Origin of the sequence: Micromonospora lupini str. Lupac 08, assembly GCF_000297395.2 — a bacterium.
Lineage (GTDB): Bacteria > Actinomycetota > Actinomycetes > Mycobacteriales > Micromonosporaceae > Micromonospora > Micromonospora lupini.
In genome coordinates, this window is sequence record NZ_HF570108.1 from 236445 (window position 1) to 261026 (window position 24582).

Annotated in this window: 21 protein-coding genes and 1 pseudogene; 10 read left to right on the forward strand and 12 right to left on the reverse strand. The window is 71.6% G+C overall.

Going from position 1 to position 24582, the window contains the following annotated elements:
• Window positions 1–20: 20 nt before the first annotated feature.
• From MILUP08_RS02305 to MILUP08_RS02330, 6 genes and pseudogenes are all read right to left on the reverse strand, one after another.
• Window positions 21–967: pseudogene (locus tag MILUP08_RS02305) on the reverse strand (type II secretion system F family protein).
• The gene (locus tag MILUP08_RS02310) at window positions 928–2469 is read right to left on the reverse strand and encodes a TadA family conjugal transfer-associated ATPase (protein ID WP_007454404.1); all 1542 of its coding nucleotides are present in this window, start codon (window positions 2467–2469) and stop codon (window positions 928–930) included. The pseudogene MILUP08_RS02305 and the gene MILUP08_RS02310 overlap by 40 nt, the downstream one beginning before the upstream one ends.
• A complete protein-coding gene (locus MILUP08_RS02315; RefSeq protein WP_007454405.1) occupies window positions 2459–3259 on the reverse strand; it encodes a CpaE/TadZ family protein in 801 nt (266 codons plus the stop codon). The genes MILUP08_RS02310 and MILUP08_RS02315 overlap by 11 nt, the downstream gene beginning before the upstream one ends.
• Window positions 3260–3261: 2 nt before the next feature.
• A complete protein-coding gene (locus MILUP08_RS02320; RefSeq protein WP_007454406.1) occupies window positions 3262–3921 on the reverse strand; it encodes an SAF domain-containing protein in 660 nt (219 codons plus the stop codon).
• Window positions 3922–3967: 46 nt separating this feature from the next.
• The gene (locus tag MILUP08_RS02325; protein ID WP_007454407.1) at window positions 3968–4870 is read right to left on the reverse strand and encodes a hypothetical protein; all 903 of its coding nucleotides are present in this window, start codon (window positions 4868–4870) and stop codon (window positions 3968–3970) included.
• Between the two features lie 38 nt (window positions 4871–4908).
• A complete protein-coding gene (locus MILUP08_RS02330) occupies window positions 4909–5475 on the reverse strand; it encodes a hypothetical protein (protein ID WP_007454408.1) in 567 nt (188 codons plus the stop codon).
• Window positions 5476–6213: 738 nt separating this feature from the next.
• Between MILUP08_RS02330 and MILUP08_RS02335 the strand changes: the two genes are divergently transcribed.
• Window positions 6214–6924 (forward strand): prepilin peptidase, encoded by a 711-nt coding sequence (locus MILUP08_RS02335; RefSeq protein ID WP_007454410.1) that lies wholly within the window; start codon window positions 6214–6216, stop codon window positions 6922–6924.
• Window positions 6925–6989: 65 nt separating this feature from the next.
• Here the strand turns inward: MILUP08_RS02335 and MILUP08_RS02340 are convergent, their stop codons facing one another.
• Complete coding sequence (locus MILUP08_RS02340; protein WP_007454411.1) at window positions 6990–7616, reverse strand: phosphatase PAP2 family protein; 627 nt, start codon at window positions 7614–7616, stop codon at window positions 6990–6992.
• 170 nt (window positions 7617–7786) lie between these two features.
• Here MILUP08_RS02340 and MILUP08_RS02345 point away from each other — a divergent pair, with 170 nt between their 5' ends.
• A complete protein-coding gene (locus MILUP08_RS02345) occupies window positions 7787–10186 on the forward strand; it encodes a glycoside hydrolase family 65 protein (protein WP_007454412.1) in 2400 nt (799 codons plus the stop codon).
• Between the two features lie 75 nt (window positions 10187–10261).
• Here the strand turns inward: MILUP08_RS02345 and MILUP08_RS02350 are convergent, their stop codons facing one another.
• Entirely contained in the window at window positions 10262–10726 is a 465-nt protein-coding gene (locus MILUP08_RS02350) for a hypothetical protein (RefSeq protein WP_007454413.1), read from the reverse strand.
• Window positions 10727–10867: 141 nt separating this feature from the next.
• On the opposite strand from MILUP08_RS02350, the gene MILUP08_RS02355 reads away from it, so the two are divergent.
• From MILUP08_RS02355 to MILUP08_RS02380, 6 genes are all read left to right on the forward strand, one after another.
• Complete coding sequence (locus MILUP08_RS02355; RefSeq protein WP_007454414.1) at window positions 10868–11665, forward strand: SAM-dependent methyltransferase; 798 nt, start codon at window positions 10868–10870, stop codon at window positions 11663–11665.
• Window positions 11666–11737: 72 nt separating this feature from the next.
• Entirely contained in the window at window positions 11738–12901 is a 1164-nt protein-coding gene (locus MILUP08_RS02360) for a low temperature requirement protein A (RefSeq protein ID WP_007454415.1), read from the forward strand.
• 10 nt (window positions 12902–12911) lie between these two features.
• Complete coding sequence (locus MILUP08_RS02365; protein WP_007454417.1) at window positions 12912–13808, forward strand: bifunctional helix-turn-helix transcriptional regulator/GNAT family N-acetyltransferase; 897 nt, start codon at window positions 12912–12914, stop codon at window positions 13806–13808.
• Window positions 13809–13885: 77 nt separating this feature from the next.
• A complete protein-coding gene (locus MILUP08_RS02370; RefSeq protein ID WP_144057063.1) occupies window positions 13886–14626 on the forward strand; it encodes an arsenate reductase/protein-tyrosine-phosphatase family protein in 741 nt (246 codons plus the stop codon).
• 13 nt (window positions 14627–14639) lie between these two features.
• Entirely contained in the window at window positions 14640–15050 is a 411-nt protein-coding gene (locus tag MILUP08_RS02375; RefSeq protein ID WP_007454420.1) for a VOC family protein, read from the forward strand.
• A 423-nt stretch (window positions 15051–15473) separates the two neighbouring features.
• Window positions 15474–16367, forward strand: coding sequence for a CDP-diacylglycerol diphosphatase (locus MILUP08_RS02380; protein ID WP_007454422.1), 894 nt, complete (start codon window positions 15474–15476; stop codon window positions 16365–16367).
• Between the two features lie 33 nt (window positions 16368–16400).
• Here MILUP08_RS02380 and MILUP08_RS02385 read toward each other — a convergent pair whose 3' ends face one another.
• From MILUP08_RS02385 to argS, 4 genes are all read right to left on the reverse strand, one after another.
• On the reverse strand, window positions 16401–18437 hold the full coding sequence (locus tag MILUP08_RS02385; protein WP_007454423.1) for an ABC transporter permease: 2037 nt from the start codon (window positions 18435–18437) through the stop codon (window positions 16401–16403).
• The gene (locus MILUP08_RS02390; RefSeq protein WP_007454424.1) at window positions 18434–19864 is read right to left on the reverse strand and encodes an extracellular solute-binding protein; all 1431 of its coding nucleotides are present in this window, start codon (window positions 19862–19864) and stop codon (window positions 18434–18436) included. Before MILUP08_RS02390 ends, MILUP08_RS02385 begins: the two co-directional genes overlap by 4 nt.
• A 401-nt stretch (window positions 19865–20265) precedes the next feature.
• Window positions 20266–21147 (reverse strand): IclR family transcriptional regulator, encoded by an 882-nt coding sequence (locus MILUP08_RS02395; RefSeq protein WP_237747023.1) that lies wholly within the window; start codon window positions 21145–21147, stop codon window positions 20266–20268.
• 18 nt (window positions 21148–21165) lie between these two features.
• Complete coding sequence (gene argS, locus MILUP08_RS02400; protein ID WP_007454426.1) at window positions 21166–22884, reverse strand: arginine--tRNA ligase; 1719 nt, start codon at window positions 22882–22884, stop codon at window positions 21166–21168.
• Window positions 22885–23216: 332 nt separating this feature from the next.
• Here argS and MILUP08_RS02405 point away from each other — a divergent pair, with 332 nt between their 5' ends.
• Together MILUP08_RS02405 and MILUP08_RS02410 are read left to right on the forward strand one after the other, a co-directional pair.
• Entirely contained in the window at window positions 23217–23768 is a 552-nt protein-coding gene (locus MILUP08_RS02405) for an RNA polymerase sigma factor (RefSeq protein WP_167626029.1), read from the forward strand.
• Window positions 23765–24571: an anti-sigma factor family protein gene (locus MILUP08_RS02410; RefSeq protein WP_007454428.1), complete on the forward strand. Its 807-nt coding sequence runs from the start codon at window positions 23765–23767 to the stop codon at window positions 24569–24571. The genes MILUP08_RS02405 and MILUP08_RS02410 overlap by 4 nt, the downstream gene beginning before the upstream one ends.
• The last annotated feature ends 11 nt before the right edge of the window (window positions 24572–24582 follow it).

Below are 24582 nucleotides of genomic sequence, written 5' to 3' on the forward strand. Positions count from 1 at the left end.
CCGCACCGGGCTGCTCGCGCTCACGCGATCACCTCCTGGGGGTCGGGCGCCGGCAGGAACCGGGCCGGCCGCTGCGGCTGGCTCATCGACCGCACCCAGGCCAGCAGACCGATGAAGGCGGCGCCGAGCGCGGCCATCACCACCTGACCCGTCGGAGTGCCGTACGGCTTGATGTATTCGGTGTTGACCAGCCCGTACGCAAGCGTCGCCAGCGTCATCCCGGTCAGGAAGCGGACCGCGAACCGGGGCTGGGTGCGCTTGGCCTCGATCTCCCGGCGGGTCGCCACCTCCGCGGCCGCCGCGCCGGCGATCGAGCCGAGCACGTCGCCCAGCCGTTCCCCCCGGTCGGTGAGGTGCAGGATCAGGGCCGCCACCACCTGGTCGCAGACCGGGTCGGCGATCTCGTCGGCGAACGCCAGCAGCGCGGAACGGGCCAGCCAGCCGGCCTGCAACCGGGCGGCGAGCAGACGTACCTCGTCCTCGATGCCGGGTGGCACGCTGCCGATCGTGCTGATGATCGCCTGTTGCAGGCCCTGCCCCGTACCGGAGACGTCCTTGAGCCGGCGGGTCCACTCGCCGACGGCCTCGATCCGGGCGATCGCCCGCTGCTCGGCCTTGCCCACGGCGAACAGCCACGGCGCGCCGGGCACCGCCACCGCCACCAGCAGGCCCACCACCGGCAGGCCGGTCAGCAGGAACGCCAACGCCCCGGCGACCACCGCGGCGAGCAGCAGCGTCTGGTAGGCGTGCCGCTCGGCGGGGGTGGCGCCGGAGCCGCGCCAGAGGCGGCCCAGGCCGGGCCCCGCTCCCGGGCCGGGTCCGGCGGGCCGACGGGTGCCCACCAGCGCGACGACCGCCAGCAGCAACCCGGCCACACAGGCGGCCCCGGAGACCACCGCGATCAACTCCAGGCTGTTCCCCATCAGGTCACCGCCGGGCCAGTCGGGTCTGCCGGGGACGCCGCCAGGCGCCCGTGCCGGCCTCGATCCAGCGGGTCAGCAGCCGGACGTCGTATCCCACCCGCAGCAACTGGTCGCGGACCCGTTCCGGCAGGTGGCGGGGGACGGCGCGGCCGTCCGGACCGGGACCGAAGACGGTGGTGGTGGTGATCCGTCCGGCCTCACCGGCACCGATCACCTCCTCCACGTGCGAGACGAACCGGTGCTTACGGCCGCCGATCGCGCTCTCGTCCTCGATGGTGACGTAGACGATCAGGTCGAGGGCGTTGCCGGCCATCCGGCGGGCCTGGTCGACTGTCATCTCCCGGCCGTGCGCCAGCGCCAGCTCGACGATCCGTTCACCCACCCCCGCCGCCGTACGGGCGTGAATGGTGCACATCGAGCCCCGGCTGGTGGTCATCGCCTGGAGCATCGGCACGATCTCCCGGGACCGCACCTCACCCACGATGATGCGCAGCACGCCCATCCGCAGCGAGAGCGGGATCAGGTCTGCGATCGTCACCTCACCCGCGGGTCGGCCGTCGAAGCCGCGCTCGCCGTGCCCCTCCCGCGCCTCGAAGCTCATCACCGCCCGGTGTCGCTCGCGGCGGCGCGCCGGCAACAGTTCCCGGCTCTCCTCCAGCAGCACGTACGGCTCGTCCGGCGGGATCTCGTTCATCAACGCCCGGATGATCGTGGTCTTCCCGGCACCCGCCAGCCCCGCGACCATGATGTTCAACCCGGCGCGCATCGCCGCACGCAGGAAGTCGCGCAGCAGGGGGTCGATCATCTCGTCCAGGTCACCCCGGGCGCCGGCCACGTCGTCGAGGCTCACGTCCAGGGTGTTGTGCTTGCGGATCACCGCGTACGGGCGGTGGCTGACCAGGAACACCGCGGCCAGTCGACTGCCGTCGGGCAGTTGCAGGTCCAGGGTGGGCTTCACCGTGGACAGTGACCGTTCGGTCGCGCCGGCCCGCCGCGCCGCCGCCTGGAGGATCTCCACGAGTTCGGCGTCGCTGTCGGCGATCGGCTCGGCCCAGTCCACCCCACCGCCGTGCCGGGTGATGCGCACCACGTCACAGCCGAGGATGTGCACCTCCTCGATGGTGTCGTCGACAAGCAGGGTCTGCAGCCGGCCCAGCCCGACCAGCTCGGCGGTCACCTGGTCGAGCAGCAGGCGCTCCTCGCCTGCGGCCATCGGTGTCCCGGCGCGACGGACCGCGTCCGCGTACTCCGCGACCACCGTGACGGCCAGTCGGGCCCGCTCGGTGTCCTCCTCGTCGACCGTGAACTCCCGGCCGCGCTGCCACAGGGTGAGCCGTTCGGTGAGTTCCCGACGCAGTTCCCGGACCACCTGGAAGTCGATCCGGGGTCGCGGCGCCACCTCCGGCGGTGGCGTGGCGGTGGGCATCGGCTGCGGTACCGCAGCCGACTGGTGGTGCCGCCCGTTCGGCGGGGCCAGCGGCGGCGCCGTGGACGTCGCGCCCGGCGGCTGCTGACGGGGGTCGGTGGAGACGGGCTCAAACCGCATCCGGCACCCCCTGCTGCACCGGCCACGCCAGCCGTGCCCGCCGACGTTCCAGCAGCGCACCGACCGGGACCTCAAGCGCGGCGGCCGCGCGCAGCAGTGGCCGTCCGGATCGGACGGTCCCACCGAGGGCGAGCACCCCTGCGGTACGCGGATCGTGCGGCAGTCGGGCGATCACCGGCAGTTTCAGCCCTCGACTGATCTCCGCGCGTCCGTGCCCGTCGCCGACCAGCAGCAGCCGTAGGGTGCCCGGCGGCACCCGGTGTTCGGCGAAGTCCCGCTCGATCGTGGTGACCACCGCCCGGGTGCCGGACAGGTCGGGCAGGTGGGCCCGGGTCACCAGCAGCACCACCGAGGCGGCCCGCAGCAGTGGCCACGGCGGGCCGGTGACGTGCAGCCGGCCGCAGTCGACGAGCACGTCGTAGCCGGGGGTTCCCCGGTCCAGGGCGTTGAAGTAGTCGGCGAAGCGCTGCCAGAGCGGGTTGACGCTGCCGGACTGCGCCGGGTCGACAAGGCCGGGCAGCAGCAGCCGTTCCCGGCGCGGCGCGTCCAGGTCGACCAGCTGGGACCAGAACGCGGTCTCCAGGTTGCCGTCGCGCAGCTCCCCGACGGCCAGCTCGCCGATGCCGCGCGGCCCGTCGAGCTGACCGCCCAGGTAGCCGGCGAGGATCGACCCGCCGGCCGGGTCGCACTCGGCGAGGACCAGCCGGCGGTGCCAGGTCAGGGCGCAGGCCAACGCCGAGGTGGTCACGCCGGGCGAGCCCTTCGCGGACACCAACGCGATGATGGCCATGCTCAGGCCGCCTCGGTCAGCACGACGGCGATCCGCTCCTGGGCGGCCAGCGCCACCACTGCGGGTACGTCCCGGACGAGCAGCGCCAGGTACAGCACCTTCTCGTCGTCCGTCGGGCTGACCATGTCGATGACGGTGGCCGCGAACCGGGTGCCCGCACCGGCCGCCGCCCCGGTGGCGTTCTCGTCCGGGGTGCTGACCAGCAGCACCTTGTCTCCGGGGTGCAGCTCGCGGGCCGGCACCTGGGCGGTCTTCAGGCCGAGCGCGATCTGCTGCTGACCCGGGCCGAGCATCGGGTCGTCGGTGACCTGCCCGAGGGTGAGCAGGGTGCCGGGCACCAGCGCGACGGCGGCCCGCTTGCCGACCACCTCGTCCAGCCGGCCCGCGGGCACCGGGTGCAACCCCTGGCCGCCGGCAACCTGCACGGTGATCAGATCGGCGGCGCTGACCTCCCGACCCACCTCCACCGGCCGGGCCACCGCGAGGTAGCTGCCGGTGGCCCGGACCGAGGTGACCGCGAACGCGGCCCCCAGCCCGCCGAGGGCGATCAGGAGGACGGCGAGACCCAGCAGCCCGGGGCGGACGCGGCGCTGCCGGACCACCTTGGGCGGGCTTACCGGCGCGTCCACCGGCCCGGTCGCGTTGCGCGTAGCCAGACTCACCGTTCGATCTCCATTCCGGACTGTGGGGCTCGCTGAACCGGCTCACTCACCTGGTCACCACCTGGAGTTCTTTGATCTGGACCGGCACGGTGCCGCTGGTCCGGGTCTGCGCGATCGGGTCACCCTCGTCGCCGTCGCCGGTCCACCAGCGCACCGTCCAGTACGTGGTGGCGCCCACCCGGTAGGTGTCGGCCTTCCGGTAGCCGCTGTCGTAGCCACAGTCCGGGGAGGTCTTGCCGGCGCGCTTGCCCTTCGGGTCGTACGGGGTGCCGGCCTTGGTGCAGGTGACCGTGTCGCCGTTGCCCATGCTCCAGACGATCCGGTCGACCTTCGCCTCGATGGAGACGGTCAGCCCACGGTCGCTCGCGGAGGCGCGCAGCGGCCCGAAGTAGCTCGGGCTCGGGGTGGCCCACATCCACACCGGCAGGCCGACCAGGCCGGGGCCGATGTCCTTGCGGGGGGCCACCCTGAGCCGGGCCGGCAGCAGCTTGATCGACGCGAGGGCGCGGCGGGCCAGCTCCTCCGGGTCCGGCGGCGCGCCGAAGCCGGCCGGTGGCCCGTCGAGCGGCACCGTGTCCTGGGCGCCGAGGTCGCCGCCGTTGCAGGTCTGCACGTACCACTGCTGACCCTCGGGTGCCGGCGGCTGCGGCACGGCGAGCTTGTAGTAGCACCCGTCACCGTTGTTGAACCAGCCCAGCACATCGTCGTAGCAGGGGATCGTCCGCCCGCCCCACTGGCAGACACCGCCGCCCCCACCGCCACCGGAGTCGCCACCGCCGTTGTCGCCGCCGCCGCCGGGGCCGCCCGGCGTGCCGGGTTCGTCGTCCCAGACGTTGCAGTCCGGCTGGCCGGGCGGGCACTCGACTCCCGGGTCGGCACGGCGGGCGGCGGCGGCCGGCAGGGTCGCGCCGATCACCACCAGCAACGCCAGACCGACCCCGACGAACATCCGCCGGGCCTCGCGAATATGGGCCGTCCGCCCCCGGGTCAGCACGGCTGGTCCGGGTGCGCCGAGCCGGAGCTGATCAGCCAGCGACCGTCGGGATAGCGGGTGGCGGTGGCCGTGGCCAGGTGCCTGCCGCCGCCACTGCCCGGCACCACGCGCTGGTCCTTGGTGTAGACCAGCCGGTAGGCGGTCGCGTCCAGGCAGTCCTGGATCTCCACGGTGGCCGGGTTCGAGTCCAGGCTGACGATTGTCACGCTGGGGTCGGACGCCAGCGTCCCGGTGCGCATCGCGCCGTGCTCCTTCGCGTCGCGAATGGACAATTGCACGCGAGTCAGCAGTGGATCAGCGAGAAACCGGGACAGTTCCGGCGCGTGTGGATCGCTGCGCCGACTCGCCGTGCGCGAGGCCGCGAGATATCCGGAGTACGCCTCGAGCGCCGCCTTTTCGGCCGCTTCCCGTTCGGCGTCCGAAGCCGCCCGCACTCCTTCGCTCCGCGCCGTCGCCGGCCGATCGACCGCCTCCTGCCCGCTGCCGCAGCCGGTGACCGGCACCGTCGCCACGACCGCCAGCAGGCAGATTGCCGCTCGCCTGAGCTGCCGTCCGCGCACCGTCGAGCCCTCCTCGTGATCGCCCGACGTGGCGACGAGGCACCGCCGTCGGGCATGCGGAAGCGCGCCCGGATCAGTGCGTCCGGAGCTGTTCATTGCGCTTCTGCATTCACCGTTACGGATCTTCTACAAATGCAAGGTCCCGTGTCTTCCGGTTGGTGCGGTGAGGCTTGCGTCACACCCAAAGGGGGAGCATAGGCTGACGGTCGCCGATGCAACAGAGGCAAGTCAAGTGAACACTCTGAGTGATGATGGGTGGTGGTGGCGGGTGTCCCTACCGCACTCCGGACGAGAGGCCACCGAGAGGGCGCCGACGGTCTGGCCGCGCCGGCTCGGGCCGATCCGGCGCCGCCCCCGCTTCGGTCCCGAGAGTGGGACATCGTGCCCCCATCCCGGCATCCGGACCGCGTCCCACAGTGGCGGGCGTGCGGTCTCGGTCGTCGTGCCGGCCGGCCCGGTGCCGGGCGAGGAGATCATCCTGCGGCCGGCAGCGGACGTCGCTTTCCGCGCCATCCGCTACACCCGAGCGAACGTTCAGTCACGATCCGTGTTCACCTTTGCGGGGGGCGGCCGACGTCCGGCGTGGTCGACGTGGCGCTGACCGGCCCCCCTGCGGCGGCACCCGGTCGGCCCAACCCGACCGATCGGGCACAGGAGGGGCCTGCCGCGGGTGCTGACCGTTCCCGGCCCGCAACTCGCCGCCGGGCGGGGTCGACCCGCCGGACGAACGTCGGCTCCGTGCTGGCGACCCTGACGGTCAGTCCGCTGCTGCGCCTGGCCGTCCTGCGCCACGCCGTACCCACGGGCACCCCCAGTCGGACCGGCTGCGACGCCTGCGGCGCGGCGGTCGGCCTGACCCGGCCCTGGCCGGCGCTCGGCCCGACCGGCCGGTGTGGCCGGTGTCGGGCCCGGGTCGGGCCGCCGCCCGGCACGGTCGAGGCGGCAGTGGTCGCCGCCGTGGCGTTGCTGGCGCTGGTCGGCCCGTCGGGTGGAGGGTTGCCGGCGTTGGCCTGGTGGCTCGCCTGGACCGTGCCGGCGGTCCTCGTCGACCTGACCGTGCACCGACTGCCCGACCGGCTCACCCTGCCTGCGGCGGCCGGGACCTGGCTGCTGCTCGGCGCGGCCGCGCTCGCCGCCGCCGAGGCGGGCCCGTGGCTGCGGGCCGTCGCCGCCGGTGCGGGGCTGGCGCTGTTCTTCGCCACCACCACCCTGCTGCTCGGCCGCCGGGGCTTCGGGTTGGGTGACGCCAAGCTGGCGCTCGGCGTGGGCGCGCTGCTCGGCTGGTACGGCTGGTCCGTCCTGCTCCTCGGGCTGCTGCTCGCGTTCGGGCTGTCCGCGCTGGTGAGCGTGGGACTGCTGATCGCCCGACGGGCCCGGTGGAGCACCCACCTGCCGTTCGGCCCGTTCCTGCTGCTCGGCACGGTGGGCGCCCGCCTCCTGATCCTCTGAGGCCGCCCACCGCTCGCCGGCCGCCGCCCACCGTCTGCGGGGCAGCCGCGCAGCAGCGGGCGAGGTCAGGGGCGGGGTCGACTGGCCAGGTCGGGCACCGGGCGTCGGGCATCGGTGCGGCGGCGCAGCGCCTCGGCGGTCGGGCGGGCCAGGAGCGGGGTCGCCACCACGGCGACCAGGGCGCCGAGCAGCAGGCCGGCGGCCACGTCGTGCGGGTAGTGCACGCCCACGAAGACCCGGGAGAAGGCGGCCAGCACGGCCAGTGGCAGCGCGACCAGCCCGAGCCGGCGGGAGAGCAACAGGGTGGTGATCGCCAGCGCGCCCGCCAGGGTGGCGTGGTTGCTGGGGAACGACCAGTCGCCCGGTGGCGGGCAGGTGCCGGCGATGATCGCTCGGCCCACCGTTCGGCACGGCCGGTCCTCGTCCACCACGGTCTTCAGCCACTCGCTGCTCGCGTACGCCAGCAGGGTCGGCAGCGGCGCGACCAGGGCGAGTGCCCGGTCGTGCGGGCCGCCGGTCAGGCGGCGCAGCGCGGCCACCACCAGCAGCGCGCCGAGCAGCAGGATCACCCCCTCGGTGGCGTGTCCGACGAACCACCGCACCGGGTCGGGGCTACCGGCGGCGGCATCGACGATGTCGCGGTACCACTCGGCACTGATCTCTGGAACGTCCGTGCTGCCGTAGTCGGCCATGAATCACCTCACTACATGTTCATACCTCGTTCATCTTGGAGACACCCTAGGAACGCCGCAGGGGGCAGCACAGGAGTCGAAGGTCGAGCCGGCCGCACGACCTTCGTCAAGCGACCCCACAGGCGCCTCTGCTTGGCTGGTGAGAGCTGTCGGCACCCACAGGAGGCTTCGTGCACACCGGTTCGGCCACCGACCAACCGCCACCCGCCGCTGCGACGGTCCAGGACGAGAGCTGGCGGATCCGGCGTACGGCGGCCGACCTGGAACGGCTGGGCGAGACCGAGTCGGTCTTCGCGTTGAGCAACGGGTGGGTCGGCTGGCGTGGTGTCCTCGACGAGGGTGCGCCGTGCGGGATGCCGGGCAGTTACGTCAACGGCTTCCACGAGCGGCGGGAGCTGAGCTACCCCGAGGAGGGGTACGCGTTCCCGCAGGCCAGCGACACCGTGATCAGCGCGCCGAACGCCGCGCTGATCCGGCTCTGGGTCGACGACGAGCCGTTGGACATCCGGACCGGGACGCTGCGCGGTCACGAGCGGGTGCTCGACCTGCGCGCGGGCGTGCTGCGCCGGCAGACGGAGTGGATCTCGCCGGGCGGGCGGAGGGTGCTCCTGCGCAGCACCCGGCTCGTGTCCCTGCCACGCCGCCCGGTCGCCGCCGTGCACTACGAGGTCGAGCCGCTGGACGGCCCCGCCGAGCTGCGGGTCTGCTCCGACCTGCTGGCCAACGAGCGGGTGCCGGAACGCTCCGAGGACCCGCGCGCCGCGTCGGTGCTCACCGACCCGCTTACCGCCGAGGCGCACCGCACGACCGGTCTCGACGGGGTGCTGGTGCACCGCACCGAGCGCAGCGGACAGCGCGTGGCGGTGGCCGTCAGCCACCTGGTGGATGCTCCGGACACGGTGACCGCCACCAGCGACGGCACCCCGGACCGGATGCGGCTGACCGTGGCCGGCCGGCTGCACCCGGGTGAGCGGCTGCGGCTGACGAAGTTCGCCGCGTACGAGTGCGCGCCGGTCGACGGAACGCCCGCCGACGAGTTGGCCGACCTGGTCGTTGCCGAGGCGGACGCCGCCCGCGCCGACGGCTTCGACGCGCTGCTGGCCGACCAGCGGGCCAGTCTGGACGCGGCCTGGCAGGTCGCCGACGTGCGGCTCGACGGCGACCGGGAGCTCCAGCAGGCGGTCCGGTTCGCGATGTTCCACCTCATCCAGGCGGGTCGTCCCGACGGCGACCGGACCATCTCGGCGAAGGGGCTGACCGGCAACGGCTACGACGGGCACGTGCTGTGGGACACCGAGACGTACGTGCTGCCGGTGCTCACGTACCTGGCGCCGGCGGTGGCCCGCTCCGCGTTGGCCTGGCGGCACGCCCACCTGCCCGAGGCGCGGGAGCGTGCCGCCGAGCTGCGGCTGACCGGCGCCACGTTTCCGTGGCGGACCATCGGCGGCCGGGAGTGTTCCGGCTACTGGCCGGCGGGCACCGCCGCGCTGCACGTCAACGCCGACATCGCCGACGCGGTGCTGCGCTACGTGGCGGCCACCGACGACAAGCGGTTCCTCGCGGAGGCGGGCCTGGAGCTGCTGGTGGAGACCGCCCGGCTGTGGCACGGCTTCGGCCACTGGTCCGACACGGGCACGTTCCACCTGCACGGGGTGACCGGCCCCGACGAGTACGCCGCGCTTGTCAACGACAACGTCTTCACCAACCTGATGGCCCGCCGCAACCTGCGGGGCGCCGCGGACGCCGCCGAGCGCCATCCGGACCTGGCCGGCCGGCTCGGTGTGGGCCCGGCCGAGATCGCCGGCTGGCGGGCCGCGGCCGACGCGATGTTCGTCCCGTACGACCGGGAGCGTGGGGTGCACCAGCAGTCCGCGGGGTTCACCACCCAACCGGAGTGGGACTTCGCGAACACCGACGAGGACGACTACCCGCTGCTGCTGCACTTCCCCTACCTGGAGCTGTACCGCAGGCAGGTGGTCAAGCAGGCCGACCTGGTGCTGGCCATGCAGCTGCACCCGGGGGAGTTCACCGCGGACGAGAAGGCCCGCAACCTGGCCTACTACGAGGCCCGCACGGTCCGCGACTCGTCGCTGTCGGCCGCGCCACAGGCGGTGCTGGCCGCCGAGGTCGGGCACCTCGACCTGGCGTACGACCTGTTCGCCGAATCCGTCTCGCAGGACCTGGCGGACCTGGGGGACAAGACCGCCGACGGGCTGCACCTGGCCTCGCTGGCCGGGGCGTGGCTGGCGCTGGTGCAGGGCTTCGGCGGCCTTCGCGACGACCGCGGAGTGCTCTCCTTCGATCCCCGCCTGCCCCGGCGGATCGACCGGCTGGCCTTCAGCCTGCGGTGGCGGCGGCACCGGCTGCGGGTCACGTTGACGTCGGCCGAGGCCCGCTACGAGCTGCCCGACGCCGCCCACGACGCCGAGGTCGAGCTGTGGCACCACGGTGAGCGCCTGCGGGTCACCGGCGCCGAGCCGGTCACCAGGCCGATGCCGCCGGTGCCCGACCCCGGACCCGAGCCGTCGCCCCCGCCGGGCCGCCGCCCCACCCGCCGCTCGGCCGACTGACCGGCCGATCCCAGCTCAGATCGGCGCGGGGCCACCGCCAGGCTCGCAGGTCGGCGTGGGGCCGCCGCCAGCCTCTCAGGTCGGCGCGGGGCCGCCGGCCATGCGCTCGCGGACGGCCTCCAGCTCTTCGAAGGCGTACGCCCAGTTGTGGCACTTGAAGCTGCGCAGGCCCTCGATGGCGGTGTGGCAGTCGGCGCAGCGCACCCCGGCGATGGCGTCCGGCACCTCGGTGTTGACGTACCGCTGTTCGCCGAGGATGACCGTGGCGATCATGTTCTTGTCGTGCAGGCCGGTGAGTGCCGACGAGACGATGTCGTACCAGGTGATCCGCCGGCCGCACTTCGGGCAGTCCGGTTCGTCGCCGCTGACCCACAGCGGGGCGCCGATGCTGCGCGCCGGCATCCCGAGCAGCTTCTCCAGACGCCTGACATCCGCCTCCGGTGTGGTCCACCGGTGCCGACCCGGCAGCGACGCGGGTGAGTCGTACACGGCGCGGAACAGGTCATCCTCGACCCGCACGGTTTCCCGCTGACCGGTCATCGCGTCCCCCTCGGTGCTTCGGTGCCCCCACCGTGGCCGGCCATGACCAGGGGTGCAGCCGGATCAACGACACGAGGGGTCAGCGGGTCGTCGCCCCGGGGTGCTAGACATCGAGATCCGACCGCGGCGAAGGGACCCCTCGTGACCGACCAGCCGGCACCCGACACCACAGACGTCACCGCCCGACCCAACGTCGCCCGGATGTACGACTACTTCCTGGGCGGCAGCAACAACTTCGCCGCCGACCGCGCCGCCGCCGAGCGGGTGTTGGAGATCTTCCCCGGCACCGGGTTCGCCGCCCAGACCAACAGGCACTTCCTGCGCCGAGCCGTCCGGTACGCCGCCGCGCAGGGCGTCCACCAGTTCCTGGACATCGGGGCGGGGCTGCCCACCCAGGGCACCGTGCACGAGGTGGTGCGGGCCGTGGCGCCGGACGCCCGGGTGGTCTACGTCGACTACGACGAGGTGGCAGTCGCGTACGGCCGGCGGTTGTTGACGGACGTGCCCGGCACGGCCGTCGTGCAGGGCGACCTGCGGCGGCCGGACGACCTGCTGGCCCATCCGGAGGTGCGGGGCACGCTCGACCTGGACCGCCCGGTGGCCGTGCTGCTGCTCGCGGTGCTGCACTTCGTGCCGGACGACGACGACCCGTGGGCCGCCATCGCCCGGCTGCGCGACGCCACCGTGCCCGGCAGTCACCTGGTGCTGTCGCACCTGACGTTGGACGGCGTTCCGCCGGAGGTGGCCGAGCGCGGGCAGGCCGTGTACCGCACCAGCAGCGCCCCGCTGGTGCCCCGCACGCACGCCGAGGCGCTGCGCTTCTTCGACGGGTACGACCTGGTGGAGCCCGGCCTGGTCGAGACCACCCGGTGGCGACCGGACGGCGAGCAGGAGGTCGGGGATTCGCACGGCTACGCCGGGGTCGGTGTCCGCCGCTGACGCGCTTTCGCCTCCGGTGGCGGGCCTCGGGTGGTACGACGGACCCAGCGCCGGCCACCGGGAGGAGCGCCGATGGCGAGCAGACCCGAGCGGCTGCTGCGGGGAAGCGACGCGCCGCTGAGCGCGTCGTTCCTGGAACTCTTCTTCGACCTGGCGTTCGTTCTCGCGCTCAGCCAGCTGACCGGGCACCTGCTCCACGACCTCACCCTGGGCGGGACGCTGCGCACCGCGGTGCTGCTGGTCGGCGTCTGGTGGATCTGGGTGACCACCACCTGGACCGCCGACTGGTACGACCCGGAGAGCCCGGCCATCCGAGCGGTGCTTGTCGCCGCCACGCTCGGCAGCCTGCTGGTCGGGGTGGCGATCCCGCAGGGGCTGCACGGACGGGCGGGGCTCTACGCCGGCGCGTACGTCGCGGTCCATCTCGTCCGGGGCGTCGTCACCGTCTCGGTGCTGCGCGGTCATCCGCGTCAACGCCGGGCGCTGCGGATCCTCTGCTGGTACACCGTCACCGCCGTGCCGTGGCTCGCCGGCGTGCTCGTGCCGGAGTGGCGGATCCCGCTCTGGGTGTTCGCCCTCGCGGTCGACCTGTCCGGACCACGGCTCGGCTGGCCGACGCCGATGCTGGGTCGCGCCCGTCAGCAGGAACTGCGCCTCGCTGGCGCGCACTTCGCCGAGCGTTACCGACAGATCATGATCATCGCGCTCGGTGAACTCGTGCTGGTCGCCGGTCTGTCGTACGCCGGCACCGACCTCGACCCCGCCGAGACCGCCGCCTTCCTGCTGGTCTTCGCCACCGCCGTGCTTGTCGGTCTGCTCTACGTGACGCCTGCCGGCCGGCATCTGGGCTCGGCCATCGAGCACGGCGACCCCTCGCGGCTCGGCGTCGTCGCCGCGTACCTGCACCTCGTGATGATCGCCGGCATCGTGGTCACGGCCGTCGGGGCCGAGCTGAGCATCGCCCACCCCACCGAGGCCGGCGACATGAGGGCCATCATGGCCATCCTGGGTGGGCCGATGCTGTTCCTCGTCGGGCGGATCCTCTTCTCGCTGGCGATCCACCGGCGGTTGTCCTGGCCCCGGGTGGGTGCCCTGTTCGTGCTGGCCGGCGCGGCCGCCGCTCTGCGGTTGCCGCTGGTGGCGGTGAGCGCGGTCGCCACCTTCGTGGTGCTCGTGGTGGCCGTTCTGGACCACGCCGCCCTCTTCACCTATCGCCGCCCCGGAACGCCTGACTAAAGTCAGGCAGATGGACTCCACCCTTCTCGCCGCCGTGCGGCGGTTCAACCGGACGGTCACCCAGCGGGTGGGTGCGCTCGACGACGAGTACATGGCGCAGGGCCGGCCCCTCGGGCAGGCCCGCCTGCTCTGGGAGATCGGCCCCGCCGGCACCGAGGTCGCGGCACTACGGGCCCGGCTCGGGCTGGACTCGGGCTACCTCAGCCGACTCCTGCGCACCCTGGAGAACGACGGGCTCGTCACCGTGGGCCCGGCCGACCAGGCCGGCGGCGACGGCCGGGTACGCGTCGCCCAGCTCACCGCCGCCGGCCGCACCGAATGGGCCGAACTCGACAAGCGCTCCGACCAACTCGCCGCCTCGATCCTCGAACCGCTCACCGAGCGACGCCGGGAACGACTCGTCGCCGCCATGGCCGAGGTCGAACGCCTGCTCATCGGGTCGATGGTGGTCATCGGACCGTGCCCGCCGAGCGACAGACGGGCCCGGGCCTGCCTGCGGGCGTACGCCCGGGACATCGGGCGACGGATCGACGGCGGGTTCGACCCGGCGCTGAGCAAGCCCGTCGACGACGAGGCGCTCGTCCCGCCCGCCGGGGTGCTCCTGCTCGCCACTCTCCATCTCGAACCCGTCGGCTGCGGTGCCGTCAAACTCCACCGCGACGCGCCCGCCGAGATCAAGCGCGTCTGGGTGGCGGACACCGTACGCGGGCTGGGCGTCGGGCGGCGGCTGCTGGGCGAGCTGGAACGCTACGCCGCCGACCGGGGCGCGAGGGCGGTCCGGCTCGACACCAACCGCAACCTCACCGAGGCGATAGCCATGTACCGGGCCGCCGGCTACCGGGAGATCGAGGCATACAACACCGAGCACTACGCGCACCACTGGTTCGAGAAGGAACTGCGGCAGTGACGTGTTCCTACTCCATCAATCCTATTTGATGTAGGATTGCTGTCGTGGCGTCGTCGAATCAAGCCGTCCCCGCGTTTGTGCGCTTGGCGGCCCATCCTCTGCGGTGGCGGCTGCTGACCGAGCTCACCAGAAGCGACTACCGGGTCCGTGAGTTGGTGACGCTTATCGGTGAGCCGCAGAACCTGGTCTCCTACCATCTGCGGCTGCTGCGGGACGGCGCACTGGTCACCGCCACGCGCAGCAGCTTCGACGGCCGCGACAGCTATTACCACCTGGAGTTGGACCGCTGCGCATCCGCGCTTGCCGAATCCGCAGCCGCGCTGCACCCGGCGCTGCACAGGGAACATGCGCCACGCACAACGCCTGTCGACCTGCGGCGCTCAGCCCCCGTCGGCGTGCTGTTCGTGTGCACCGGCAATGGCGCGCGCTCACCGATCGCCGAGGCCCTGCTACGTCACCGCGCCGGCGGCCAGGTCGAGGTGGCCAGCGCCGGCAGCCGGCCCGGGCCCCGGCTTCATCCCAACGCCGTACGGCTGTTGCGCGACGACTTCGGCATCGACATCGCCAGCCAGCGCCCCCGGCACGTGGACACAGTGACCGGCCGCCGGTTCGACTACGTGATCAGCTTGTGCGACAAGGCCCGCGAGGTCTGCCCGGATTTTCCGGGCCAGCCTCGGCGGGTGCACTGGAGCCTGTTCGACCCCGCCACGGCCGGCGACACCGACCACGCCAGCTACCCCGCCTTCCAGCAGACCGCGGCCGACATCGACACCCGCATCAGGCACCTGCTGCCTGTCCTCGCGGCGGCCCGCCCCTGAAGGAGATTCAGCAGTGACGACACCTGATCAGCACGCCAGCGTCCGTTACCTGGTCGACGACGTCCAAGCGGCGGTGGACTTCTACACCATCCATCTCGGATTCACCCTCCAGACCAGCGCCGCGCCCGCCTTCGCGGACGTGGTGCGTGGCCCGTTGCGGTTGCTGCTGTCCGGGCCGGCCAGTTCGGGCGCCCGCGCCACCCCCGACGACGCGACGACCGCGGGTGGCAACCGTATCCACTTGAGCGTCGACGACCTCGATGCCGAGATCGACCGACTACGCCGTGCGGGGTTGTCGTTCCGCAGCGACGTGGTTTCTGGTCCCGGGGGCCGCCAGATCCTGCTCACCGACCCCGCCGGCAACCTCATCGAGCTGTTCCAACCCGCCCACCGGCCAGGCCCGCGCACGCCGACCGCCCCCTGACCGGGACTAGACGAGTAATTCCTAATCCTGGCTAGGGCGATGGGAGCAACCGGCGGCCGGCGACCGTCGGTCACCTCCATGAGGGCCGATGTGGTCATCAGCGGTATACCTCAGAGTCATATTCATACCTCCGAGGCATACCGCTCAACAGCACATCGACACGGCGGGCAGCCACAGCGAATGGCCAGCGCCCTTCGCTGCGGCCCCCCGCCCCCGGGTTGAGTTCGGACTTACTCGTCTGACTTTTGTCAATCAAGGAAGACGGCCGCGACGGCACCGGGGCCACGATCAGGGGACTCGCTACCGGCGCCCCAGCGGAGTGAGGAAGATTCGTCCTACCGTCGACACGTCCCAACCGGTGTGTCCGAATTTCTGACCAGGAAAATCGGGAGTGACCTCGGATCGTGGCGGCGGAGGGTGGCAGTGAGCGGTAACAAGCGAGCCGATCAGATGTATCGACGCCAGTTCGTCAAGCTGTCGGGCGTAGCCGGTGCCGGCGGACTTCTCGCGCTGGCCGGGGCGGACGGCGGGATGGCCGACGGTGGGCAGACCCCCGAACCCTCTCCACCTGGCCCGGGCGGGGCTAACTGCCCGACGCCGTCGGCCCTGTGTGGTTTTCCGAGCCAGTCCGGCGGCAGGTACGAACTCTGGGACAAGGTGCAGGTCTGCCTGGGCACGAGAACCGCGCCAGCGACCAACTGCCTGCGGACGACGTCCGACTACGTGGTGCTGAACGGCATGCCGCAGAACAGTCACAACTTCCTGCTGCTGCCGACCTGCCGGGTGAGTGGCATCGAGTGTCCGTTCATCGCGACCACCGCCGCGCCGAACTACTGGCTGGACGCATGGATCAACGCCCAGCCCGGTCAACCCTCACACGTCGTTTACCCGAACATCGGTCTTGGGGTCAATTCGGCCAACACCCGTGACCAGGACCAACTACACATCCACCTGGCGGGCATCCACAGTGGCATCCAGACCCAGCTCAACGCCTATGACAGTTCGATCACCAACAACCCGGCGAACTGGCGAAGCCAGATCGTTCCCATCTGGGGCCTGACGAGTACGGGAATGCCAGCGCCCCGCTCATACCGGGTCCTCCACGTCTCGAACCTGAACACCAACCTCTTCATGCTGCTGCGTGACAGCGTGGTGGGACCGACCGGGGCGAACATGGCCGACCAGGCGCTGGCAGTCACCCCTCGCCTGGTCGGCAACGGCGGGTTCTACCTCCTGAACAGCGAACCCGCCCTTCAGACCCCACCCGGCCAGCCGGGCGGTACGGGCACCGTGGACTTCCTGCTCGCCTACACCTGATGCACGTTCGCGCCTGCGAATCGGCGTACCCGGTCAGCCCTTCACTGCCCCGGCGGTGAGCCCTTCGGTCAGGAAGCGCTGCCCGAGGGCGTACATGATGACCACGGGGATGCTGACGAGCAGCGACGCCGCGGCGAGTTGTCCCTGCGGAACGACGTCTCCGGCGATCATCGACTGCATCCCCACCGGGAGCGTCTTGTACTCGTCCTTGGTGATGAACACGAAGGCGAAGAGGAACTCGTTCCAGGCGTTGGTCAGGGTGAAGAGCGCGACGGCCAGCAGCCCGGGCTTGGCCAGCGGCAGCACCACCCGGCCGAACGCCTGGATGCGGCTGCAACCGTCGACGAGCGCGGCCTCCTCCAACTCGACGGGGATCGACGAGAAGTACCCCACCAGCAGCCAGGTGGCGAACGGCAGCGTGAAGGTCGGGTACGTCACCACCAGGGACCACAACGAGTCGGTGAGCCGCGCGCCGATGAGCATCTGGTACAGCGGGATGAACAGCAGCGCGCCCGGCATCACGTAGGTGAGCAGCACCGTGACCGTGAAGCCCTGCGCACCCCGGAACCGCAGCCGGGCCAGCGCGTAGCCCGCCAGGGCGGCGCAGACAAGCGCCACCGCCGTGGACGCCGCGGACACCACCAGCGTGTTGAGGTACCAGCGGCCGAACGGCTGGTTGTCGAACAGGGCGCCGAACTGCTCCAGGGTCCACGGCGTCGGCCACAGGTCGTCGGTGCGCATGACGACCTGGCCCTCGGACTTGAAGGCCGTGACGGCGATCCAGTACAGCGGACCCAGCACGAAGAGGAGCAACCCGGCCAGCGCGACACCGGATCCCAGGCCCGACACCACCGACGACGACCGGCGACCGCCTCGCGACGAGAGGGTCGAGACCACCCGGCCGACCCCCGCCGCGATCAGCAGGATCACCCCGAGGACCACCGCCGCCTTCCAGAAGATCTGCGGAGAGGCCCAGGCCAGCAGGCCGGTCACCACCGCGGTGACGATCCACGGCAGTGCCCTGCGCGCCGGTGCGGCCCAGTTCCGCGCCCCGATCCACCGCGTTGCCCGGCCTCGTCCGGGCAGCTTGATGCCGCTGTCCTGACGCAGCAACCGCACCAGGACGAACACCAGGCCGCCGATGACCGGCAGCATGACGAGCGTGACGGCGGCGCCGGCGCCGTACTGCAACTGCAGGATCGCCTTCGAGTACGCGACGAGCACGTACGGCGCGGTCACGTCGCCCGGGCCGCCCTGGGTCAGCAACCAGACGAGGTCGAAGTTGTTGAACGTCCAGATCGACGACAGGGTCACCGTCACGGTGATGACGTGGCGCAGTCCGGGCAGCGTCACGTGGGCGAACCGGTTCCAGGACGAGGCGCCGTCGATTGTCGCCGCCTCGTACAGGTCCGCCGGGATGGCCTTCAGCCCCGCGAGGAAACACACGGTGAAGAACGGCACGCCCTTCCAGACGTTCACGAGGATCACCGACGGCATGGCCAGCGACGGGTCGGACAGCCAGCCCGCGGGCCAACTGTCGACCAGGTGCGCGTCGGCCAGCAGCGGCCCGATCCCGGTGGCGGTGAGCAGTGTGTTCACGCTGCCGAAGATGGGGTCGAGCAGGGCGCGCCAGCTGAACGCCGTCACGACCGTCGGCACCACCCACGGCACCAGGAGCAGCCCCGCCAGCACCGCTCGCCCGCGGCGTCGCTGGTGCAGCAGCAGGGCTGCGGCCAACCCCAGCACGACCTTGAAGACCTCGGCGTACGCGGTGAAGACGAACGAGTTCACCACGCCGGTGTGGAACTGGTCGTCGCCGACGAGCGCGAGGTAGTTGTCCAGGCCGACGAACACGGTGTCCTGGCCGTGCCGTTCGGTGGTGCTGGTGATGATCGACCGGGCGATCGGCACGAGGACGAGTCCGCCGACCAGCACGGCCATCGGTGCCAGGAACAGCGCCGCGAGCCGCCAGTCACGCCCCAGCCGCCGCTGGACCGCCGTGAGAGAGCCGGGTCCCGACGGCAGGGGCTTCCTCGCCGTCGGGACCCGCGCCGGACGGACCGAGCTCACTGCCGCAGCCCCTGCTGGTTGAAGATCTGCACCATCTTCGCGTGGGCGTCCGTCACGGCCTGTGCCGGCGCCGCGCCCTGGACGACCTGCTGCATCATGTCGGTGAGTACGTAGGCCGAACCCACCGCCTGCTGGCCCGCGCTTGCCTTCTGCGGGAAGGTCAGGCCGTTCTTCGTGTTCAGCGGCAGCTTCAGTTCAGTGATCTTGCGAAGCATGGGGAACGCCGGGTCGCCGCTCGTGAAGAACGGGTCGGCGTCCCAGACCTTCTCCCAGGCGGGCATCACCAGGCCGGGTGCCTCCTTCGCCACCCCGAGCAGCGCGGGCGCGCTGACCAGGTACTGCGCCAGGAGCTTGGCGAGCGCCGGGTTCTTGGCGCCCTTGAAGACGACGAAACCCTGCGACTGGCCGAGCAGCAGCGGATTGTCCGTCGCCGGCCCGATGCAGTCGGAGAACACGTGGGTGTTCGCGTGCACCGGGTTCTTCTTGGTCCGGGAGTCCGCGTAGACGCTGAACTGGTTGCGGGTGTAGCCGAGGATCCCGGCGAGCCAGTTCTCGTTGTTGCTGGTGTCAGTCCAGCTCGCGATCCCCGGTGGCAACATCGGCTTGTACTTGGAATTGGTGTAGATGTCGCCCAGGAAGGTCACCGCCTGCACCGTCTCGGGAGAGTTGAACGTGACCTTCCGGCCGTCGTTGGAGGCGATCGACCCGCCGTAGGCGTTGATCAGCGCCTCGATCATGCCGTTGCCGTCACCGGACCGGTTCACCGTCATGCCCCAGCCGAAGCGGCGCTTGGTCGGATCGGAGATCTCCAGGCACAGGTCCCGCAGCTCCTCCCAGCTGTAGATGTCCTTGGGGGAGATGCCCTTGTCCTGCATCCAGTCCTTGCGCAGGAACGACCCGATCCCGATGAAGTGGTACGGGATGGCGAACCATTTGCCGTCGAAGACGCAGAAGTTCGTGGCCTCGGCGGAGGGTTGGCCGTACTTTGCCGTCAGCGCCTGGACGACGTCCGTCACGTCCTCAAGGTCGCCAAGCGCCTGGAACTGCGCGACGAACCGCGAGTCGGTCATGAATGCCAGGTCGCGCGCCACACCGCCCTTGACCTCAGCATCGATCTTGGCCACCACGTCACCGGCGTCGGCCTGGACCAGGCTGTTCTCGATCTTCGTTCCGGTGGTGTCGGCGAACTTCTTGACCGAGCTGTCGAGGGCCTCGTTGGCCGCAGTCGAGTACAGCTTCTGCGACAGCATCCCCATCGAGGAGCCCTTCATCGACGCCGCGGCGTCGATCAGCTCCTGTGGAACTTCGGGCTGCACCTTGCTGGGTGATTCGGAGCTGTCCCCACAGGCGGCCAGACCGGCCGCGCCGAGCACCCCCACCCCCATCCCCAGAAAGCCGCGTCGAGACCAGGCTGGATTGTTCTCCATGGACATTCGCCTCCTCAGAGTCCCCGCACCACTGCACGCCGAAGGCGTGCCTGACGAACACCGCGATCCTTGTGTTCCAGGTGTGTCTCCATGCCGCGACCGCGAAGGGCCGCCCACACGGATCAGTGCGTTCGCAAACCCGTCGTGGGAGTTGGCGGGGTTGCGACGGCGCGCGGAAGCATCCGCGTGCCGCTCGCCGGGTAGCGCGACCAGGTTGAGGCGATCGGCGACCGGGCCGAGAGGGTGCCGCTGGCGTTCCAGGTCGGTCGGGTCACGGGACCACCGCCGTTCGAGATTTCGAACTGAGTTCGAGATACCGGATCGAGTGGACGCGACGCTAGAGCAGGATCGAGAGAAATGTCAATGTTTCGATGGCGTTTCGAGCCGAAAACAGGAGGCCGCTATCGAGGCTGGGCCCGGTACCCCATGCGGGCCGACAGCGAGGCGGCACCCTCGCGAACCAGCCCGGTCCACTCCACCTGCACCTGAGCCGTCCAGCGAATGATCGGCGCGGACAGGCTCATCGCGGCGATGACCGCACCCGAATGGTCCCGGATCGCCGCCGCGACGCAGCGCATCGCGCTGTCCGACTCGCCGACGTCGACCGCGACGCCCTCCGTCCGGACCCGTTCGAGATGTGCACGGAGAAGGTCCGGGTCGGTGATGCTGTCCGGCGTCATCCCCGGCAGGTCGCCCTTGGGCAGGACGGCGTCCAGGTCCGCCTGATCGAGGGCCGACAGCAGCACCTTGCCGACCGCCGTGCAGTGGGCCGGCAGCCGCAGCCCGACACCGGAAACCATCCGAACGGGGTGCGTACTGTCGAACTTGACGAGGTAGATGACATCGGCGCCGTCGAGCACCGCCACGTGAACCGCCTCGTCACACTTGGAAGCCACGTCCCGCGCGACGCCCTGCGCCTCGCGTACCAGATCAAGCCGGCCCGCGAACGCCGCGCCCAGCTGGAACAGCGGCATGCCGAGCCGATACTGCACCGGCTGGCCCGGTACGGAAATCAGGTACGAGCGAGCCTCGAGCGTGACGAGCAGCTCGTGGACCGTGGTGCGGGGCAGGTCGAGTCGCTCCATCACCTGGCGTGCCGACAGTTGGGGGCAGTCCAGGAACAGTTCGAGGACGTCGAGCGCGCGGATGACTGCCGGTACGACGCGAGGCATGTCGAAAGTCCCTTCGCAGTGCCGGACTCGTGCCAACGATCTCCACACGGACCAGCACCCGAAGAGGATAACTACGTCAACTTCGAGCGCGCCATGAATGCGGCCGGGCACTAAGGGGGGCGGGTGTGCTCACATCCGTTCGGGAGTCCGGATGCCGAGCAGGTGCAGGCCCTGCCTGAGCACCCGCGCGGTCAGGTCGCAGAGCACCAGCCGGCTCTCCCGGACCGGTTCGTCGGCCCGCAGCACCGGGCACCTCTCGTAGAACGTGCTGAACGCGGCGGCCAGCCGGTACAGGTATCCGGCGAGGTTATGGAACTCCAGATTATCGGCCACCTCGCCGACCACCCTGCCGAAGCCGACCAGTTCGAAGGCCAGCGCCCGCTCCGCCGGCTCGGCCAGCGAGACGGCCGCGTCGGGCCGGGCCGCCACCCCGGCCCGCCGGAAGATGGACCCGATCCGGGAGTACGCGTACTGGAGGTAGGGCGCGGTGTTGCCGTCCAGCGACAGCATCCGCTCCCAGTCGAGCACGTAGTCCCGGTTCCGGTCGTTGGACAGGTCGGCGTACTTGATCGCGCCGATGCCTACCGCCCGGCCCACCTCTGCCGCCTCCGCCTCGCCCAGCTCCGGATTCCGCTCCCGGGCCAGCGCGGTCGCCCGGGTGATGGCCTCCTCCAGCAGCCCGACCAGCTTCACCGACCCGCCGGCCCGGCTGCGCAGCATCCGCCCGTCCGACCCGAGGATCGAGCCGAACCCGACATGCTCGGCCCGGGCCGGCGGGGCCAGCCAACCGGCCTGCGCGGCGACGGCGTACACCATCTCGAAGTGCCGCCGTTGCGGCAGCCCGACCACGTAGAGCAGTCGGGTCGCGCCGAGCGCGCCGGTCCGCCGCCGGATCGCGGCCAGGTCGGTCGCCGCGTAGCCGTACCCGCCGTCGGACTTGCGGACGATGAGCGGCAACGGCTCCCCGTCCCGGCCCACCGAGCCGGGCGGGAACACGCAGGCCGCCCCGTCGCTCTCGCGCAGCAGCCGGAGCCGATCCAACTCCTCGACCACCGGGCCGAGCAGGCCGTTGTAGCTGCTCTCGCCGTGGAAGTCCCGCTCGCTGAGGGTCACGTCGAGCAGGTCGTACACGGTCATGAAGTACCGCTCGGACTGCTCCACCAGCAGCCGCCACAGCCGCAGCGTCACCGGATCGCCGCCCTGCAGGGCCACCACCCGCAGCCGGGACCGCTCGGCGAACGCCTCGTCGGCGTCGAACTTCGCCCGAGCCGCCTTGTAGAACGTGTCCAGGTCCCCCATGGACAGCTCCTGCGCCGCCTCGGCCTCGCCCAGATCGGCCAGATGCTCGATCAGCATGCCGAAGGGCGTGCCCCAGTCGCCCAGGTGATTGGCCCGCAGCACCCGGTGCCCCAGCCATTCCAGCAGCCGGGCCGCCGCGTCGCCGATCACCGTCGAGCGCAGGTGCCCGACGTGCATCTCCTTCGCCACGTTCGGCGCCGAGTAGTCGACCACCACCGTCTCCGGCTCGACCGCCACCGGCACGCCCAACCGCCTGTCGACGGCGAGCGCGGCGACCAGGCCCGCCAGCGCCTGATCGGCGACGGTCAGGTTGAGAAAACCCGGCCCGGAGACCTCTGCCCTGCTGCACACGTCGGCCAACTCGGCCTGCTCCAACACCTCCGCGGCGATGTCGCGCGGCGGCCGGCCGAGCCGCCGGGCCAACGCCAGCGCCGCGTCGGACTGGAAGTCCGCGCGCTGAGACCGCCGCACGACCGGGTCGACAGGCACGCCGGCCACCGTCGCGAACGCCGGCGCCAGCCGGTCGGTAAGCACATTCTCCAGATCCATGGGTACGCCGATCTCGCTCGGATCCGTCGCTCGCGGATCACCGGAAGGGGATGCGGGCGGACCGGGACGATCGGCGGTGACCGGCGGCTCGATCCGCCGGTCGCAGGTGAGGAATGCTCAGCGCGGGCGGTCGCAGGACCGCCGGCGTCGCAGCGCGCCGAACAGGACGTCGGGGGACGCCGTCGGGAACGCGTACGAGATGGGCATGGCGTCAGCCTAACCAGCCGACCCGGGGGCCGCGCAACGCCATTGACGCCCCACCGGCCGGCAGTAGTGACGGCGGTCACACCGACGCGGGACCCGATCGTGTGAGGGCCGTCGTCTTACCCCATGTGAGACGAAGTCTGGACGCGGCCGACGAGCAGGAACTCGTACGTCGCGTGGCCCACGGTGACCGGCGGGCCTTCGACGAACTCTACCGACGTACCGCACCCTGGCTGGAGGTGCGGCTGCGGCGTCGGTGCGCCGACCCGGACGTGGTCGCCGACGTCCTCCAGGAGACCTACCTGACGGTCTGGCGGGCGGCCGGCAGTTTCGCCGGCGACCAGGTCAGCGGCAGCGCCGTCGGCTGGCTGTGGACCATCGCCGCGCACCGCCTGGTCGACGCGTTCCGCCGTCGCTCCCGGCAGGCCCGGATGCCACAGGTGCACCCGGTCGAGACGGTCGTGCCCGCCGCCGAGGACGAGGTGCTGGCCGGCCGGGTCGGGCAGGAACTCGAACAGGCCCTGGCCGTGCTGCCGCCCGAGGTCCGCGCGGTGCTGCGGGCCACCGTCCTCGACGGGTTCACCGTCCGCGAGACGTCTGTGCTGCTGGGCGTACCCGAGAACACCGTCAAGTCCCGGATCCGCCGCGCCCGGATCGTCCTGCGGGAGGCCCTGTCATGACCACCCATCCCACCCTGAACGACATCGACCGCTACGCCGACGGCGACCTCGGCCTCGACGAGGCGACCGTCTGGTCCATCGAGGTGCACCTGGAGAGCTGCGCCGACTGCCGCGCCCGCCTGGCCGGCAGCACCACGGCCGAGTCGCGCGCCCTGGTCGCGGAGGTCGCGGCGGCCGTCGACAGCGGAATCGCCGCCGGTCCCACCCCACGATCCAGGGCCCTCTTCCGTACGCCGCTGCGGCAGCGCTGGTTCGTGGCGACGCTGCTGCCGTGGGTCGCCATGACCGCCGGCGTGCTCGGCACCGCCGCCCTGCTCACGTACTTCCTGTCCGAGTTGCCGTCGATCGTGCTGCTGCTCGCGCCCCTGGCGCCGCTGCCCGGGGTGGCGGCCGCCTGGAGCAGACGCGGCGACCCGGCCTGGGAGCTGGTCATCGGCACGCCCTCGGCCGGTCTGACGATGCTGCTGCGACGTACCGCAGCGGTGCTCGTCCTCGTGATCCCGGTGCTCGCCGCGTTCGCCGTCCTCGGGCCCAGCCGGGCGAACCCCGCGCTGCTGCTGCTGCCGTGTCTGGCCTTCACCGCCGCGACGCTGCTGCTCGGCTCCCTCGTCGGCGTCCGCCGTGCCGCAATCGGTCTGATGACGGCCTGGGCCGCCGCCGTGGTCGCGCCCAGCCTCGTCACCGCCGAACTGCCGGTGCTCCTGCGGCCGACGGCCACCGGCGGGTGGGCCGTCGTCACGGTCGTGCTGGCCGCCCTGACCCTCCTGCGCGCCAACAGCTTCCGGCGCCTCACCTCGTTCTGAAGGGAACCACC

Coding starts and splice junctions, on each gene's coding strand:
- MILUP08_RS02315 (WP_007454405.1), bottom strand. CDS start 3,259: ATGGCCATCATCGCGTTGGTGTCCGCGAAGGGCTCGCCCGGCGTGACC.
- MILUP08_RS02410 (WP_007454428.1), top strand. CDS start 23,765: ATGACCACCCATCCCACCCTGAACGACATCGACCGCTACGCCGACGGC.
- MILUP08_RS02360 (WP_007454415.1), top strand. CDS start 11,738: ATGGCGAGCAGACCCGAGCGGCTGCTGCGGGGAAGCGACGCGCCGCTG.
- MILUP08_RS02350 (WP_007454413.1), bottom strand. CDS start 10,726: ATGACCGGTCAGCGGGAAACCGTGCGGGTCGAGGATGACCTGTTCCGC.
- MILUP08_RS02390 (WP_007454424.1), bottom strand. CDS start 19,864: ATGGAGAACAATCCAGCCTGGTCTCGACGCGGCTTTCTGGGGATGGGG.
- MILUP08_RS02310 (WP_007454404.1), bottom strand. CDS start 2,469: ATGCGGTTTGAGCCCGTCTCCACCGACCCCCGTCAGCAGCCGCCGGGC.
- MILUP08_RS02325 (WP_007454407.1), bottom strand. CDS start 4,870: ATGTTCGTCGGGGTCGGTCTGGCGTTGCTGGTGGTGATCGGCGCGACC.
- argS (WP_007454426.1), bottom strand. CDS start 22,884: ATGGATCTGGAGAATGTGCTTACCGACCGGCTGGCGCCGGCGTTCGCG.
- MILUP08_RS02365 (WP_007454417.1), top strand. CDS start 12,912: ATGGACTCCACCCTTCTCGCCGCCGTGCGGCGGTTCAACCGGACGGTC.
- MILUP08_RS02340 (WP_007454411.1), bottom strand. CDS start 7,616: ATGGCCGACTACGGCAGCACGGACGTTCCAGAGATCAGTGCCGAGTGG.